Source organism: Kaistia sp. SLG-1, assembly GCF_059699055.1.
The window spans coordinates 1,829,590-1,844,611 of record NZ_AP048544.1 but is presented as its reverse complement, the minus strand read 5'-3'; the positions used below and the strand labels follow the sequence as shown (position 1 = coordinate 1,844,611).

General features: G+C 69.5%; 13 protein-coding genes. 4 read left to right on the top strand and 9 right to left on the bottom strand.

Annotated features, from left to right (window positions below; genetic code table 11):
• The first annotated feature begins 39 nt into the window (after positions 1-39).
• Positions 40-264 carry an alkylphosphonate utilization protein gene (locus tag AC6HZP_RS08150; RefSeq protein ID WP_497526163.1) on the top strand — a complete coding sequence of 75 codons (225 nt, stop codon included), beginning with the start codon at positions 40-42 and terminating at the stop codon, positions 262-264.
• Positions 265-270: 6 nt separating this feature from the next.
• Here the strand turns inward: AC6HZP_RS08150 and AC6HZP_RS08145 are convergent, their stop codons facing one another.
• Together AC6HZP_RS08145 and AC6HZP_RS08140 are read right to left on the bottom strand one after the other, a co-directional pair.
• Positions 271-735, bottom strand: coding sequence for a hypothetical protein (locus AC6HZP_RS08145; protein ID WP_497526162.1), 465 nt, complete (start codon positions 733-735; stop codon positions 271-273).
• A gap of 94 nt (positions 736-829) precedes the next feature.
• A complete protein-coding gene (locus tag AC6HZP_RS08140; protein ID WP_497526161.1) occupies positions 830-2,263 on the bottom strand; it encodes a metal-dependent hydrolase family protein in 1,434 nt (477 codons plus the stop codon).
• A 148-nt stretch (positions 2,264-2,411) separates the two neighbouring features.
• On the opposite strand from AC6HZP_RS08140, the gene mutL reads away from it, so the two are divergent.
• The gene (mutL, locus tag AC6HZP_RS08135; RefSeq protein ID WP_497526160.1) at positions 2,412-4,250 is read left to right on the top strand and encodes a DNA mismatch repair endonuclease MutL; all 1,839 of its coding nucleotides are present in this window, start codon (positions 2,412-2,414) and stop codon (positions 4,248-4,250) included.
• A 259-nt stretch (positions 4,251-4,509) separates the two neighbouring features.
• The gene (locus AC6HZP_RS08130; RefSeq protein WP_201403077.1) at positions 4,510-4,734 is read left to right on the top strand and encodes a DUF2093 domain-containing protein; all 225 of its coding nucleotides are present in this window, start codon (positions 4,510-4,512) and stop codon (positions 4,732-4,734) included.
• Positions 4,735-4,952: 218 nt separating this feature from the next.
• Here AC6HZP_RS08130 and lpxK read toward each other — a convergent pair whose 3' ends face one another.
• The 6 genes from lpxK to AC6HZP_RS08100 form a co-directional block, all read right to left on the bottom strand.
• Complete coding sequence (gene lpxK / locus AC6HZP_RS08125; protein WP_497526159.1) at positions 4,953-5,969, bottom strand: tetraacyldisaccharide 4'-kinase; 1,017 nt, start codon at positions 5,967-5,969, stop codon at positions 4,953-4,955.
• A complete protein-coding gene (locus AC6HZP_RS08120; RefSeq protein ID WP_497526158.1) occupies positions 5,966-7,303 on the bottom strand; it encodes a 3-deoxy-D-manno-octulosonic acid transferase in 1,338 nt (445 codons plus the stop codon). The genes lpxK and AC6HZP_RS08120 overlap by 4 nt, the downstream gene beginning before the upstream one ends.
• Positions 7,296-7,964, bottom strand: coding sequence for a lysophospholipid acyltransferase family protein (locus AC6HZP_RS08115; protein ID WP_244669862.1), 669 nt, complete (start codon positions 7,962-7,964; stop codon positions 7,296-7,298). Before AC6HZP_RS08115 ends, AC6HZP_RS08120 begins: the two co-directional genes overlap by 8 nt.
• Positions 7,965-8,119: 155 nt before the next feature.
• The gene (locus AC6HZP_RS08110; protein WP_201403073.1) at positions 8,120-8,356 is read right to left on the bottom strand and encodes a DUF4170 domain-containing protein; all 237 of its coding nucleotides are present in this window, start codon (positions 8,354-8,356) and stop codon (positions 8,120-8,122) included.
• Positions 8,357-8,395: 39 nt separating this feature from the next.
• A complete protein-coding gene (locus tag AC6HZP_RS08105) occupies positions 8,396-9,211 on the bottom strand; it encodes a 3'(2'),5'-bisphosphate nucleotidase CysQ (RefSeq protein ID WP_497526157.1) in 816 nt (271 codons plus the stop codon).
• A gap of 4 nt (positions 9,212-9,215) precedes the next feature.
• The gene (locus AC6HZP_RS08100; RefSeq protein WP_497526156.1) at positions 9,216-10,559 is read right to left on the bottom strand and encodes a TldD/PmbA family protein; all 1,344 of its coding nucleotides are present in this window, start codon (positions 10,557-10,559) and stop codon (positions 9,216-9,218) included.
• A gap of 159 nt (positions 10,560-10,718) precedes the next feature.
• On the opposite strand from AC6HZP_RS08100, the gene AC6HZP_RS08095 reads away from it, so the two are divergent.
• A complete protein-coding gene (locus tag AC6HZP_RS08095) occupies positions 10,719-12,539 on the top strand; it encodes a monovalent cation:proton antiporter-2 (CPA2) family protein (protein ID WP_497526155.1) in 1,821 nt (606 codons plus the stop codon).
• A 1,168-nt stretch (positions 12,540-13,707) separates the two neighbouring features.
• Here AC6HZP_RS08095 and AC6HZP_RS08090 read toward each other — a convergent pair.
• Complete coding sequence (locus tag AC6HZP_RS08090; protein ID WP_497526154.1) at positions 13,708-15,015, bottom strand: M16 family metallopeptidase; 1,308 nt, start codon at positions 15,013-15,015, stop codon at positions 13,708-13,710.
• Positions 15,016-15,022 lie beyond the last annotated feature (7 nt).

Below are 15,022 nucleotides of genomic sequence, written 5' to 3'. Positions count from 1 at the left end.
CGGCTGCCAGCCCCGACCTCCCCTTACCCAGGACAGACCATGACCGACGAAATCATCGTGCGCGACAGCAACGGCACGCCGCTCAAGGACGGCGACAGCGTCACGCTGATCAAGGACCTGAAGGTCAAGGGCACGTCCGAGACGCTGAAGCGCGGCACGCTGGTGAAGGGCATCCGCCTGATCGACGATCCCGACACCTTCGAATGCAACACCAAACAGGTGAAGGGCCTCGTGCTCCGCGCCGAGTTCGTCAAGAAGGCCTGAGGCCGTTCAGACGAACAGGCCTTTGACGGTATCGAAAAGCGACGGCAGGGTCGCCGCGCCGCCGAGGAGCGCGACGCCGGCACGCAGGCAATAGGCCACGGCCACCATGCCTAGCCCTATCGGCAACAGCACGCAGGCGATTCCGACAGCGCGGCTCCAATCCCAGGCCGGATCCCACTTGCTGCGGACGTAGACGAACCGGAGCACCTGCGCGACGAGTGCGAGCAAGCTTGCTGCCAGCGCCGAAAGCGCCATCCAGGCAAGGACACCGCCGAGCGCAGCGGCCATCGGCGGTTCCAGCTCCGCGCCCTTCTTCGGCAAGGTTGCGAGTGCCCCGACGAGAATGACACCCGTGAAGGTGAGGTGTCCGACCAGAAACTGAAGAAAGGGCCGATAGGGATCGAGCTTACGCTGGTTGGCGTCCGCGAGTTCCTTCGTGGCCTTCGCATAGTCAGTAACCGTCATCGACATGCGCACCTCACCACCGGCAAGAGCACCCGACTACGCAAGCTATAGTCGCACTTGCGCAGTCCGGCACGCGGTGTAGGGCATCAAATCTCCGCGATTACTGCGGCAGCGTGTCCTTGTAGATCAGGCCGTCCTTCATGATGACGCGGAAATTGGTCTCCGGATCCTCGATCAGCGCCAGGTTCTGCAGGGGATCGCCGTCGACCAGCAGCAGGTCGGCGAGCGCGCCTTCCTCGATGACGCCGAGCTTGCCCGGATAGGGATTGACCGTGCCCGAAAGCGCCATCAGCTCGCCATTGTCGGCGGTGGCCATCTTCAGCGCCTCGGCCGGCGTGTACCAGTTCAGGAGCTTCACCAGCTGCGCGCCCTGGCGGGTCGCCACGCGCGGATCGAACAGCGCGTCCGAGCCGAAGGCGGTCTTGATGCCGTATTTCTTGGCGAGGCGGTAGGCGTTGTCGGTGCCGGCGAAGACCTGCAGCGCCCGGGCGCGCGAATCGGCGCTCATCGGCGGAATGTCCTCGTCGTCGAGCAGCGGCTGGATCGAGAGCCAGATGCCCTTCTCCGCCATCAGCTTGGCGGTATCCTCGTCCATCAGCTGGCCGTGGTCGATGCACTGCACGCCGGCCGCGATGGCGCGGCGGATGGCGCCGGGCGTGTAGGCGTGCACGGTGACATAGGTGCCGAAGTCGGCCGCCGCCTCGACAGCGGCGCGCAGCTCCGCCTCGCTGAACTGCAGCGACTGGATCGAATTATGCGGCGGCGAGTTGACGCCGCCGCTGGCCATCAGCTTGATCTGGCTGGCGCCGAGCCGCAATTGCTCGCGCGTGCGCAGCCGCACCTCGTCCGGGCTGTCGGCGATCGCGGCGATGCCCTCGCGCTCGGAGACGCTGAGCGGGCCGCCTTGCTGGCGCGGCAGCTCGGCGAGCTGGCGGAAATCGCCGTGGCCCGAGGTCTGCGAGATGAAGGCGCCCGAGGGATAGATGCGCGGGCCGACGACGACGCCTTCGTCGATGGCGCGCTTCAGGCCGGTCACCGGGCCGCCGAGATCGCGGATGGTGGTGAAGCCGCGCATCAGCGTCGCCTCGGCCTGCCGCGCCGCCAAGAGCTGCAGATAGGAAGGCTCGGCCGTCATCAGCACCGCCTGCGGCGTCGCCGCCATGAAGGCGTGCCAATGCGCGTCGATCAGACCCGGCATCAGCACACGGCCGTCGCCGGGGATCACCACCGTATCGTCGCCGGGCGGGATCTCGATCGGATCGACCGAGATGCGCGCGATGTGATTGCCGCGCACCAGGACGTTCGAGGGCGGCGACAGCTCCGCCTTGCGGCCGTCGAAGACGCGGACATTCTGGAACAGCGTGACGCCGTCGGGGGCCGGGATGCCCGCCGGGTCAGGCTGGCCGAGATTGGCGAGGTCCATGTCATGCGCGATCGCCGGCCCGCCGAGGCCGACCGCGAGGGCGGCGGCAGCCAGCGAACGGCGAACCCAGCCGGAACCGGCTCCCGCCTGTCTGTGTCGCGTTCCGATCATGAGCTTTCCTTCCAGGAGCGGATAATCCGGCCCCCACTATAACCAATGCGCGGCCACGAAGAACCGTCCGGGGATCGATGCGCGGGTCTGCTTCCCTCGCGCGGCCGAATCCGGCAGGATCGCCGGCCAACAGCCAGATTGCTCCCGAATGACCGTCGTCCGCCGCCTTTCCGAAGACATGATCAACCGCATCGCCGCCGGCGAGGTGGTCGAACGGCCGGCGAGCGTCGTCAAGGAACTGGTGGAAAACGCCATCGACGCCGGCGCGAAGCGGGTCGAGATCGTCACGGCCGGCGGCGGCGCGTCGCTGATCCGCGTCAGCGACGACGGCGGCGGCATGACGCGCGAGGACCTCGCGCTCGCCGTCGACCGCCACTGCACCTCGAAGCTGACCGACGACCTGCTCGACATCCGCACCCTCGGTTTCCGCGGCGAGGCGCTCGCCTCGATCGGCGCCGTGGCGCGGCTTTCGATCGCCTCGCGCCATGCGAGCGAGCCGCATGCCTGGGAGATCGTCGTCGAGGGCGGGCTGGTGCACCCGCCGCGCCCGGCCGGCCTTTCCTCCGGCACGCGCGTCGAGGTGACCGACCTCTTCTTCTCGACGCCGGCCCGGCTCAAGTTCCTGAAGGGCGAACGCGCCGAGGCGACCGCCGTCACCGACATCGTCAAGCGCCTCGCCATGGCGCATCCCGAGGTCCGCTTCGCGCTTACCGGCAGCGACCGCGGCGCGATCGACTATCCGGTGGCGCATGGCGACGACCCCTTCGTCGAGCGGCTCGGCCAGATCCTCGGCCAGGATTTCGTCGACAACGCGCTCGCCATCGAGGCGGAGCGCGAGGGCATCCGCCTCACGGGCTATGCCGGCCTGCCGACCTTCAACCGCGGCAACGGCCTGCACCAGTTCCTGTTCGTCAACGGCCGGCCGGTGCGCGACAAGCTGCTGCTCGGCGCGCTGCGCGCCGGCTATGCCGACGTGATGTCGCGGGACCGCCACCCGGTCGCGGCGCTCCGCATCGAGCTCGAGCCGCATGGCGTCGACGTCAACGTGCATCCGGCGAAATCCGACGTCCGCTTCCGTGATCCGGGCCTCGTGCGCGGGCTGATCGTCGGCGCGCTGCGCAACGCCATCCACCAGGCCGGCCACCGCTCGGCGACGACAGGCGGCAGCGCCACGCTCGCCGCCTTCCGCACCGGCGCGCCGCCGGCCGCACCCGCCTGGCGCCCGGCCGCGTCGGCCTCTGCAACGCCGCTTTCCTTCGCTTCTTGGCAGAGCAGCCCGGCGCCGGCCCAGCCGGCCTACGCCCAGGCAACCGCCTTCGCCGAGCCGCTGCAGCCGGCCTTCGCGGCGGTGAACGTGCCCTCCGCCGACGCGCGCGCCAACGCGCCGGCCGAGATCGACCATTCCGACCGCCCGCTCGGCGCGGCGCGGGCGCAACTGCACGAGAACTACATCCTCGCGCAGACGACGAACGGCCTCGTCATCGTCGACCAGCATGCGGCGCATGAGCGGCTCGTCTATGAGCGGATGAAGACGGCGTTGGCGCGCTCCGGCGTCGCCCGGCAGATCCTGCTGATCCCGGACGTCATCGACCTGCCGGAGGACGATGTCGGCCGGCTCCTGAAGCGGGCCGAAGAATTCGCCGAGCTCGGCCTCGTCATCGAGGGCTTCGGCCCCGGCGCCGTCGCCGTGCGCGAGACGCCGGCGCTGCTCGGCGAGCTCGACACGCGGGCGCTCCTCGTCAACCTCGCCGACGACCTCGCCGAATGGGACGACACGACCAGGCTGCGCGAAAAACTCGACCATGTCGCGGCGACCATGGCCTGCCACGGCTCGGTCCGCTCCGGCCGCCGGTTGCGCCCGGAAGAGATGGATGCGCTGCTGCGCGAGATGGAAGCAACGCCCGGCTCCGGCCAGTGCAACCACGGCCGTCCGACCTATGTCGAGCTGAAGCTCTCCGACATCGAGCGCCTGTTCGGGCGAAGGTAGGGGTTCGACCTACTCGCCGTCATCCCCGCGCAGGCGGGGATCCATGCAGCCGTGCCACCGGGAGGGTCGCATGACCGACAACCCGGCTGAATGGATCCCGGGTCAAGCCCGGGATGACGGCGGAGGGCGTCCCTCAAGCTCAAGCCCGAACCGGGCCAAACCACAGCCCTGAGCCCCCGAACTCGAAAAGCGCCTCCGGACGCCTCCAGCGGCATCGAGGCCAGTTGCGCGCGGGAGCGTTCCGCACGATATTCCGGACATGAACCGTATAGAACCAGCCGGGCGCGGCGGCGAAGCGCGCATTCGTTTTCTTGATGGCGACTACCAGATCCTGTCGCCGGGCGCGTTCGTGCGCTGCGCCGTGACGGGCGTCCCCATCCCGCTCGACGAACTGAAGTACTGGAACGTCGCGCACCAGGAAGCCTATGTCGACCCGGCGACCTGCCTCGCCCGCCACAAGCAGCTCGGCCTGACCTGGAGCTGAGCGGGCCGCCTAGCGCGTGCCGGCCTCTCCGTCCGGTCAACGCCGCTTGACCCAGCAGCAGGAAGCAAGACCCTCACCCTACCCTCTCCCGCAAGCGGGCGAGGGTTTCGGTCTGCGTGCTGCATCGATCTCGTGCATAGCATTGAGGGCCGGCGCGCTCCCTCGCCCGCTTGCGGGAGAGGGTTGGGGTGAGGGTCTTCGTGAAAACCCGCCCGCCCCTACCGTGTCGGCGCCCGGCGGACGATGTCGGCGATCAGGCCGGCGACCTGCGCCTCGTTCTCGAACTTCATCTCGACGTCGAATACCCGGGTGCGCTCGCGCAGCCGGGCGAGATCGCCGGTCGCCCGGGCCAGGCGCGCATGGTCCTTGCTCGTGGTGACGAGATCGAGGCCCTCCGCGTCGGCGCGGGCGAGAAGCTTGCGGGCGTCCTCGGCCGTGTAGACGTGGTGATCGGGGAAACCCTTGACATCGCTGAGCGGGACGCCGGCGCGGTCGAGCGTGTTGAAGAATTTCTCCGGCCGGCCGATGCCGGCGAAGGCGAGATAGGGACGCGGCCCCCAGACGCGCAGCGACGCCGGCTCCAGCTTGGCCCGCAGCACCGCGCGGCCGGCGCGCGAGACCCGGCGCACCATCCTGTCGCCGGGCTTGCCGTCGCCGACCACGATCATCGCGTCGGTGCGGACGATCTGGGCGCGGAGCGGCGCGCGCAGGGGCCCGGCCGGGAACACCCGGCCATTGCCGATGCCCGCCGTCCCGTCGACGACGATCAGCGAAAGGTCCTTGCGCAGCGACGGGTTCTGGAAGCCGTCATCCATGATGATGAGGTCGACGCCGGCCTCCGTGAGCAGCGGCAGGCCGGCCGGACGGTCGGGCGAGACCACGACCGGGCCGGCGGCGGCGAGCAGCAGCGCTTCGTCGCCGACCTCGACCGCGCCATGCACCGCCAGATCGACGAGGAGCGGCGTCCGCGCCCGGCCGCCATAGCCGCGCGTCAGGAAGCCGGGCTTCAGCCCCTGCGCCCTGGCGATCCGCGCCAGCGCCAGCGCCGTCGGCGTCTTGCCGGCGCCGCCGACGACGTAATTGCCGACACAGATCACCGGAACCGGGGCGGCCGCCTTCGGCGCCCGGCGCATTCGGCGGCCGGCGACATGGCCGTAGAGCGCCGCGACCGGCGCCAGCAGCAGCGACGGAACCGAAAGGCGCTGAAGCGACCAGAAGCGCGGCGCCGAGATCACCGGGGCGTCCCTCCGTCGCCGGGAGCATGGCCCCGGTCCTGCAGCCGCGCGGAGATCGCCAGCGGCTCCAGATGGGGCACCAGCGCCCGCATCGTCGCGTCGAGGGCGCCGGTGAAGGGCGTCAGCGCCTCGGCCGCCTTGGTGGCGCGGCGGCGCATCGCGGTCGGATCGGCGAAGAGATCGTCGAGCACCTTGGCGAGCTGCTCGGAGCTGCGGATCACCTCGGCGCGGCCGCTGCGATCGAGCGCGGCGTAGATCTCGGCGGCGTTGTGCACATGCGGGCCGTGCAGGATGGCGACGTCGAGCTGTACCGCCTCGATCGGGTTGTGACCGCCGACCGGCACCAGCGTGCCGCCGATGAAGGCGATCGGCGCGACCCGGTAGAAGATGCCGAGTTCGCCGAGCGTATCGGCGAGGTAGATGTCGGTCTCGGGCGTGATCGGCTCGTCGAGGCTGCGCTGCGCCACGACGAGACCCCGGGCGGCGAGCTGCTCGCGGATCGCGGCGCCGCGCACGGGATGGCGCGGCACGATAATGGTGAGGAGATCGGGCCGGCGATGGCGCAGCACCTTGTGCGCCGCGGCGATCACCTCTTCCTCGCCCTCATGCGTGGAAGCCGCGACGAAGACCGAGCGGCCGTCGACCTGGCGCTGGAAGCGCTCGACCATGTCGGGCGCCGCATGCGGCGGCGGCACGTCGAATTTCAGATTGCCGGTGACGCGGACATCGCGGATGCCGAGCGCGGCCAGGCGCTTGCCGTCGCCCTCGCTCTGCGCCAGCGACATCGTCACGCTGCCGAACAGATTGTCGCGACCATTGGCGAGCTTCTGCCAGCGCGCGAAGGAGCGTTCCGACATGCGCGCATTGACGAAGACATGCGGAATGCCGCGCTTCACCAGCCGGCCCATCGTCGCCGGCCAGATTTCCGATTCGACCGAGAGCGCGAGGTCCGGCTTCCAGTGGTCGAGAAAGCGGTCGATGAAGGGGGCGATGTCGAGCGGCGCATACTGGTGCAGCGCGCCCTTGGGCAGGCGCCGCGCCGCCTCGGCAGCACTCGTCACCGTGATGGTGGTGAAGAGGACGTTGACCCCCTCCTCTACGATGCGACGGACGAGCGGCAGCACGGCGTTGGTCTCGCCGACGCTCGCCGCATGGATCCAGACCAGCGGTCCGGCCGGTCGGGCGACGCCGGCCCGGCCATAGCGTTCGCCGCGCCGGGCGCGGTCTTCCTTGCCCCGGCGCGTCCGGTAGGCAAGCAGCAGCGGCACCAGAGGGCGCGCCAGGTGGCCGGCAAGACGATAGGCGGTCAGGGCCGGCCCCGGGCGCTCAGACATTCGGTTTGCCGACGCGCTGATAGGCCCGTTCGGTCACGCGGTTGAGCTCGCTCTCGAGCTCCTGCCGCTTCTGCTCCACCAGCTCGTCGTCGGCGTCATCCGGCACGTAGATCGGCGAGCCGAACACGCAGATGCCCTTGCTGAAGGGCAGGTTCACCGTCGTGCGGTCCCAGTTGCGGATGACGAAATGCCGGCTGGTGGCGACGGCGACCGGGACGATCGGCCGGCCGGAAGCGCGCGCCAGCATGACGATGCCGGGGCCGGCGCGGCGCGATCGCTGGTTCGAGAGATCGGCGGTCATCGCGACGGTCGCGCCCTGCGCCAGCGCCGCCTTCATCTCGAGGAAGCCGCGCAGGCCGCCCTTCTCGATGACGCGCGAGGCCGAGCGCGCGGCGGAGGCGCGCACCGTGCCGAGGCCGAGGCTCTCGGCGGCGATCGCGTTGATCTCGCCGTCGCGATGGCGCGAGATCATGACGCGGACATCATGACCCTCGCGGCGGATGAACGGCACCATCAGGTGCTGGCCGTGCCACATGGCGACGATGCCGGGCAGCAGGTGGCCGAAATACTCATAGGGTTCGCTCGGCTCGAATTCGAGCGTGCTGGTGCGGCGCACGAAACGCAGATACGCCGCCGCCGAGCGGCCGGCGAGCCGGGTCACCGCGTCCGAAGTCGCAATCCTCTTCAAGAGGCTTGGGCGCTTGTTGTGCCTCTTTGCCTGTGCGTCCGCCAAATCCGATCTGTCCCTTCCGGCGCCGCGACCCCGCGGCGGTTATGATGTCCGCCACGAGCGCCGCGGCGCGAAGGCGGAGTGGCTCAGCCCGCCGTTGCGTCAGGCTCGAGCAGCCTGTGCAGATGCACGATGAAATAGCGCGTCTGGGCGCTGTCGACCGAGCCCTGCGCCGCCTGCTTCCAGGCGTCATAGGCGGTCTTGTAGTTCGGATAGATGCCGACGATGTCGAGCTTCGACAGATCGGCGAATTCCATCGCTCCGACCGAGCTCAATTCACCGCCAAAGACCAGATGCAGCAGCTGCTTGTCCGTACCGGGCATAAGTCGACGTCTCCTTGTCAAAACCGGTGTCGCACGTATCTAGCGCGCGGCGGGCCCCGAGGCCGGATGATCGGCCTCGGCCTCCGCGATGATGGTCTCCGTCGCCGCGGCAAGCGCAGGCGTCGAGGCAATCAGGGCCGGATGGCGCGGCTCCGCGCCATTGAAACGAAGCCGCGCGCCTTCGAGGTCGCGCAGCGTTCCGCCAGCTTCGTGCACCAAAAGGTCCACTGCCGCAAGATCCCAATCATAGGCGCCGGGACGTGCCGTTGCGACATCCACACGGCCGGCCGCGACCAGCGCGAAACGATAGGCGAGCGACGGGGTGAAGCGGCGCTCGTTCGCGTCCATGCCGTGCGCGGCCATCGCCCGCAGATGCCGCGCCGGCCCGGCGATGCGCGCGCCTTCCAAGGTCGTCCGGCCGCTGACGGCGAGCCGCTCGCCATTCAGCCGCGCCCCCTGCCCGACGGCGCCCTCGAACAGCTCGTCGCGCACCGGCGCAAAGAGCGCGGCCGCCACCGGCGCATCGGCTTCCACCACCGCGACCGAGACGCACCAGTCGGGATGGCCGTCGATGAAGCCGCGCGTGCCGTCGATCGGATCGACGACGAAGACGCGGTGTCGCGACAGCCGGTCCGGCGTGTCGACGCTTTCCTCGGAGAGCCAGCCATAGTCGGGCCGCGCCGCCGTCAGCGTCGTGCGCAGATAATGGTCGGCGGCGAGATCGGCCTCGCTGACCGGCGAGCTGGCGCCCTTGATCCACACCTTCGGGTCGCGCTTGAAATAGCCGAGCGCGATGCGCCCGGCCTCGCGCGCCGCCGCGACGATCAGCGCCAGATCCGCATCCCTGTCCGACACCCGCTCAACGTCCGGCAATCATCATGCCCTCGATCGCCACCGTCGGCGCGTTGAAGGCATAGCGATAGTCGAGGTCGCTGGCGGGGATCAGGCGGCGGAACATGTCGCGCATATTGCCGGCGATGGTGATCTCGCTCACCGCCTCGGCGAGCTGGCCGCCGCGGATGCGATAGCCGCTGGCGCCGCGGCTGTAGTCGCCCGTCACGCCATTGGCGCCATGGCCGATCAGTTCGGTGACATAGAGGCCCTCGCCGATCTCGGCGATCAGCGCCTCCGGCGTCTTGTCGCCCGGCAGCAGCGTCAGATTAGTGGCGCTCGGATGCGGGTTGCTGCCGCCGCCGACCGCGCGACCGTTGGTCTCCAGCCCCAGCTCGCGCGCCGTGGCGCTGTCGAGGAACCAGCGCTGCAGCACGCCGTCAGCGATCAGGTCGAACGGCTCCGACGCCACGCCCTCACCGTCGAAGGGGCGCGAGGCGAGGCCGCGGACGCGGTGCGGATCGTCGGTGATGCGGATGCCCGGCGCGAAGATGGCCTCGCCGAGCGCCTTCTGCAGGAAGCTCGACTTGCGGGCGATGGCGCCGCCATTGACCGCGCCGGCGAGATGGCCGAGCAGGCTGACGGCGACGCGCGGGTCGTAGACGACGGTGGCCTGGCCCGTCGGCATCTGGGTCGGGTTCAACCGGCGGACGGCGCGTTCGGCGGCACTGCGGCCGATCTCGGCCGGATCCGGCAGGTCGCTCGAATGAATCTTGCCGACGCTGTCATAGTCGCGCTCCATGCCCGTGCCCTCGCCGGCGATCGCCGTCGCCGAGACGCTGTGGCGCGAGCCGAGATAGGAGCCGGTGAAGCCGTGCGACGTCACCAGCACGGCGCCGGAGAGCGACCAGCCGGCCGAGGTGCCGCCCGACTTCGAGACGCCGGGCACGGCGAGCACCGCGCCTTCGGCCCGCGTCGCCCGCTCGATCAGCGCCTCGACGGAGGGAACGGCCGGATCGAGCAGGTCGAGCTCGGGAAACGAGCGGGCGAGCCGGTCGGACGGCGCGAGGCCGGCGAAGCGATCTTCCGGCGCGACCTTCGCCATGGCGACTGCTCGCTCGGCAAGCTCGGCCGCCGGCGACAGGCCGTTGGTCGAGACGCTGGCGTGGCGGCTGCCAATGAACACGCGCAGCGCCAGTTCATCGCCCTCCGAACGCCCGGTTTCCTCGACCGCGCCATTGCGGATATCGACGGAAAGGCCGATCCGGCGGAAGGCGACGGCATCGGCGGCGTCGGCGCCGGCCCGCTTCGCGGCTTCGACAAGCTGGGCGGCGGTTTCGACGAGGCGGGTCTGGTCAGGCAGGGCGGTCATGGGTACGTCTCCGTTACCCCCTTGTGTAGGGATCGCAAGCGCGAGCGACAACCCCGGCGACAATCCGGCGCGGCCGGCACAGCCCCCGATGCGCCGCTTGCTAACCGGCGGACTTGGCCCCATCGTGGCGCCACCCATTCCTCCACATAGCGAGGCCGCATGGCGGTCGATACCCAGGGAACCGATCTCGTCCAGCTGGTGGCGCTGCTGGGCGCCGCCGTCATTGCCGTGCCGATCTCCAAACGGCTGGGGCTCGGCACCGTGCTCGGCTATCTCGCCGCCGGCCTGGTCATCGGCCCCTACGGGCTCCGCCTGTTCACCGACCCACAGGCGATCCTGCATGTCGCGGAACTGGGCGTGGTGCTTTTCCTGTTCATCATCGGACTGGAGATGCGCCCGTCGCGGCTCTGGAGCCTGCGCGGCGAGATCTTCGGCCTCGGCGTGGCGCAGGTCGCCGCCTGCGGCGCGCTCCTGACGGGGCTAGGCGTCGTCGCCGGCTTCGATCCGGCGGTCGCCTTCATCGCCGGCATGGGCTTCGTGCTCTCCTCCACGGCCATCGTCATGCAGATCCTGGAGGAGCGCGGCGATACGGCGACGCCGGCCGGCCAGCGGGTGATCTCGATCCTGCTGCTCGAAGACCTCGCCATCGTGCCGCTGCTGGCGATCGTCGCGCTCCTCGGCGCGCATGGCGCCGTCGAGCCGGACCAGTCGCGCTGGCTGTCGATCGCCATCGCCATCGGCTCGCTGGCGGCGCTGATCGGGGCCGGGCGCTGGCTGCTCAACCCGATGTTCCGCATCCTCGCCAACGTGCAGGCGCGCGAGGTGATGACGGCGGCGGCGCTGCTCGTCGTGCTCGGCGCGGCGCTCGCCATGCAGATCGGCGGCCTGTCGATGGCGATGGGCGCCTTCCTTGCCGGCGTGCTCCTGTCGGAATCGAGCTTCCGCCACCAGCTCGAGGCCGATATCGAGCCGTTCCGCGGCATCCTGCTCGGCCTGTTCTTCCTGAGCGTCGGTATGTCGCTCGATCTCGGCGTGATCGCGCGCGACTGGCGGCTGATCGCCTTCGGCGTCGTCGCCTATATGCTCCTGAAGGGGCTCGGCATCTATGTCGTCGCCCGCCTGCTCAAGGCCGATCACGCCGAGGCGCTGACGCGAGCGGCGCTGCTCGCGCAGGGTGGCGAGTTCGCCTTCGTGCTCTACGCCGCCGCCACCAATGCCGGCATCTTCAGCCGCGACGTCAACGCCATGCTGACGGCGACGGTCATCATCTCCATGGCGCTGACGCCGCTCGGCGTGCTGGCGCTGAGATGGATCCTGCCACCGCCGAAGCCGGAGGAGCTGGAGGAGGATTTCGACGGCGCCGGCGGCCGCGTCCTGATGATCGGCTTCGGCCGCTTCGGCCAGATCTCGGCGCAGTTCCTGCTCGCAGAAGGGGTCGACGTGACGGCGATCGATTCCGACGCCGAAATGATCCGCGCCGCCTCGCGCTTCGGCTTCAAGGTCTATTTCGGCGACGGCACCCGGCTCGACGTGCTGCGCGCCGCCGGCATCGAGCGCTCGCAGATCGTCGCCATCTGCACCAACGGCCCGGAAGTGACCGACCGGATCGTCGAGCTGATCCAGTCGGAATTCCCCTTCGTGCAGCTCTATGTGCGCTCCTATGACCGCCGCCATACGCTGCGGCTGCTCAACAAGGGCGTGAACTACCAGATCCGCGAGACGCTCGAATCCGCCTTCAGCTTCGGCGGCGCGACGCTGGCCGGCCTCGGCATCGAGGACGAGCGCATCGCCGAGATCGAGGACAATCTGCGCGCCCGCGACGCCGACCGGCTCGCCAACCAGCAGCTCGGCGGCCTGATGACGGCCGGCCGCGACATCCGCGCCCAGACCGTGCAGCCGGAACCGCTGACAGTCCCGAGACGCGAGGCAAAGTCACTCAACAAGCAGACCGAGCCGGCGACGTCGGATTCGGAGGACTGAGGGGCTCCCTTCTTGAACCTCCCCTTGAGGGGAGGGTTCGGGCCGGCGCCCGTTGTCCAAAGGCGGCTCCGCATTCCCTAAACCGCCGTCCCACGCTCGCCGTCATCCCCGCGAAGGCAGGGATCCATGCAGCCGGGAAATGGGGAATTGGCGCCCGGCAGCGAGGCCGCGGAAGAATGGATCCCGGGTCAAGCCCGGGATGACGGCGAGCGGGAGGCCGATTGACCGCCACCGCCATCATCCTGAGGTGCTCCGCGTCAGTGAAGCCTCGAAGGAGGCTCCAGCGAGGCACTCCAGTCCGCAGAAGAGCGTTCCCTGGCCCCTCCTTCGAGGCCCGGCTTCGCCGGGCACCTCAGGATGATGGCTGTGCTGCTCGAAGGACGCACGGCACGACCGCCAGCGACCACGCACCTCGCACGACCGCCGTCCCACGCTCGCCGTCATCCCTGCGAAAGCAGGGATCCATGCATCCGGGAAATCGGGAACTCGCGCCCGGCAGCGAGGCCGCGGAGAGATGGATCCCGGGTCAAGCCCGGGATGACGGCGGAGCGGTGGGATAGGCCGATCGACCGGCTCCGCCATCATCCTGAGGTGCTTCGCGCCAGCGAAGCCTCGAAGGAGGCTCCAGCGAAACTCCAGAGATCCCAGCACCGGCACGTGGCCGTCGGCTTCCCAAAGGGCGTTTCCTGGACCCTCCTCCGAGGCCCGGCTGCGCCGGGCAGCTCTGGATGATGGCTGTGCTGCTCGAAGGACGCACGACACGACCGCCAGCGACCGCGCACCTCGAACGACCGCCGTCCCACGCTCACCGTCATCCCCGCGAAGGCGGGGATCCATGCAGCCGGGAAATCGGGAATTCGCGCCCGGCAGCGAGGCTGCGGAGGGATGGATCCCGGGTCAAGCCCGGGATGACGGCGGAGCGGGTGGATAGGTCGATCGACCCACTCCGCCATCATCCTGAGGTGCTTCGCGTCAGCGAAGCCTCGAAGGAGGCTCCAGTGAGGCACGCCAGTCCGCAGAAGGGCGTTTCCTGAACCCTCCTTCGAGGCCCGGCTGCGCCGGGCACCTCAGGATGATGGCTGTGCGCCTAGCAGCGCCCCGCCCCCCCAAACGAAACGAGGCGCGGCCTTGCGGTCGCGCCTCGAAATCGTGACGGATGTCTGCCGGATCAGCTCTCGTGCGGGCCGACGCGGACGACGAGGTTGGTGCCGGTCGAGAACATCTTCTGCGACGCCTGCTTCACGTCCTCGAGCGTCACCGCCTCGACGAGCGCGTTGCGCTTCTCGACATAGTCGATGCCGAGATCCTCCAGCGCGATGCCGAGCAGCTGCCGGGCGATCTTGGAGGAGGAATCGAAGCGCAGCGCGTAGGAGCCGGTCAGGAAGCTCTTCGCCTTGGCGAGTTCGTCTTCCGTCGGGCCGTCCTTGGCGAGGCGGGCCATCTCGCTCTTGATCAGGTCGACGGTCTCGCCGGCGCGGTCGGCGCGCGTCGCCGTGCTGCCGACGATGACGGCCGAATGGCGCGACGGCATCAGCATGGTGCCGACCGAATAGGCGAGGCCCCGGCGCTCGCGCACTTCCTCGTACAGACGGGACGAGAAGGTGCCGCCGCCGAGAATGTGGTTGGCGACGAAGGACGCCATGAAGTCGGGGGCGGAGCGCGCCGGTCCGGGACCGCCGAAGCGGATCACGGTCTGCGGGTTCGGCATGTCGATGTCGATATTGCCGCCCTTCGGCTCGACATCGGCGATCTTGGCGAGGTCGGCCTTGGCCGGCAGCGGGCCGAACACCTCGTCGAGCATCGTCGAGACGCCCTTGGCGTCGATGGCGCCGACGACGACGACCTTCAGATTGTCGCGGGCAAAGGTCTTGTCGCGATAGGCGCGGAGGTCGTCGGCGGAGATCGCCGCGACGCTCTCGACCGTGCCGTCGCCCGGCTGGCCATAGGGATGGCCCGGATAGGCGGCCGCGCGCATGGCGTCGCCGGCAACCGATTCGGGCTGCTTCTTGGCCTCGTTGATGCCGATGGTGATCTGCGAGCGGATGCGCTCCACCGGTTCGGCGTCGAAGCGCGGCTTCTGCACGGCGAGCGCCAGCAGGTCGAACGCCGCGCCCTTGTTCTCCTCCAGCGTCTTCAGCGTGCCGAAGAACTCGTCGCGGCCGGCGTCGAAGGACAGGCTGATCGAGAGATCGTCGAGCTTGGCCTGGAAGGCCTTGCTGTCGATGTCGCCGGCGCCCTCGTCGAGAAGGCCGGAGAGCATGTTGGCGACGCCGGGCTTCGCCGCCGGATCCTGGGCCGTGCCGCCCGAGAAGGCGAAGTTCACGGCGATGATCGGAACGGCGTAGTCCTCGACCAGCCACGCCTCGACGCCGCCGGGACTGACGACGCGCTGGATCTCCATCGCCTGGCTCACCGGGGCGAGCAGGACGAGACCGACGAAGGCGAGGCTCGCTCGCGAAAACAGATTGGCCATCATGTCATTC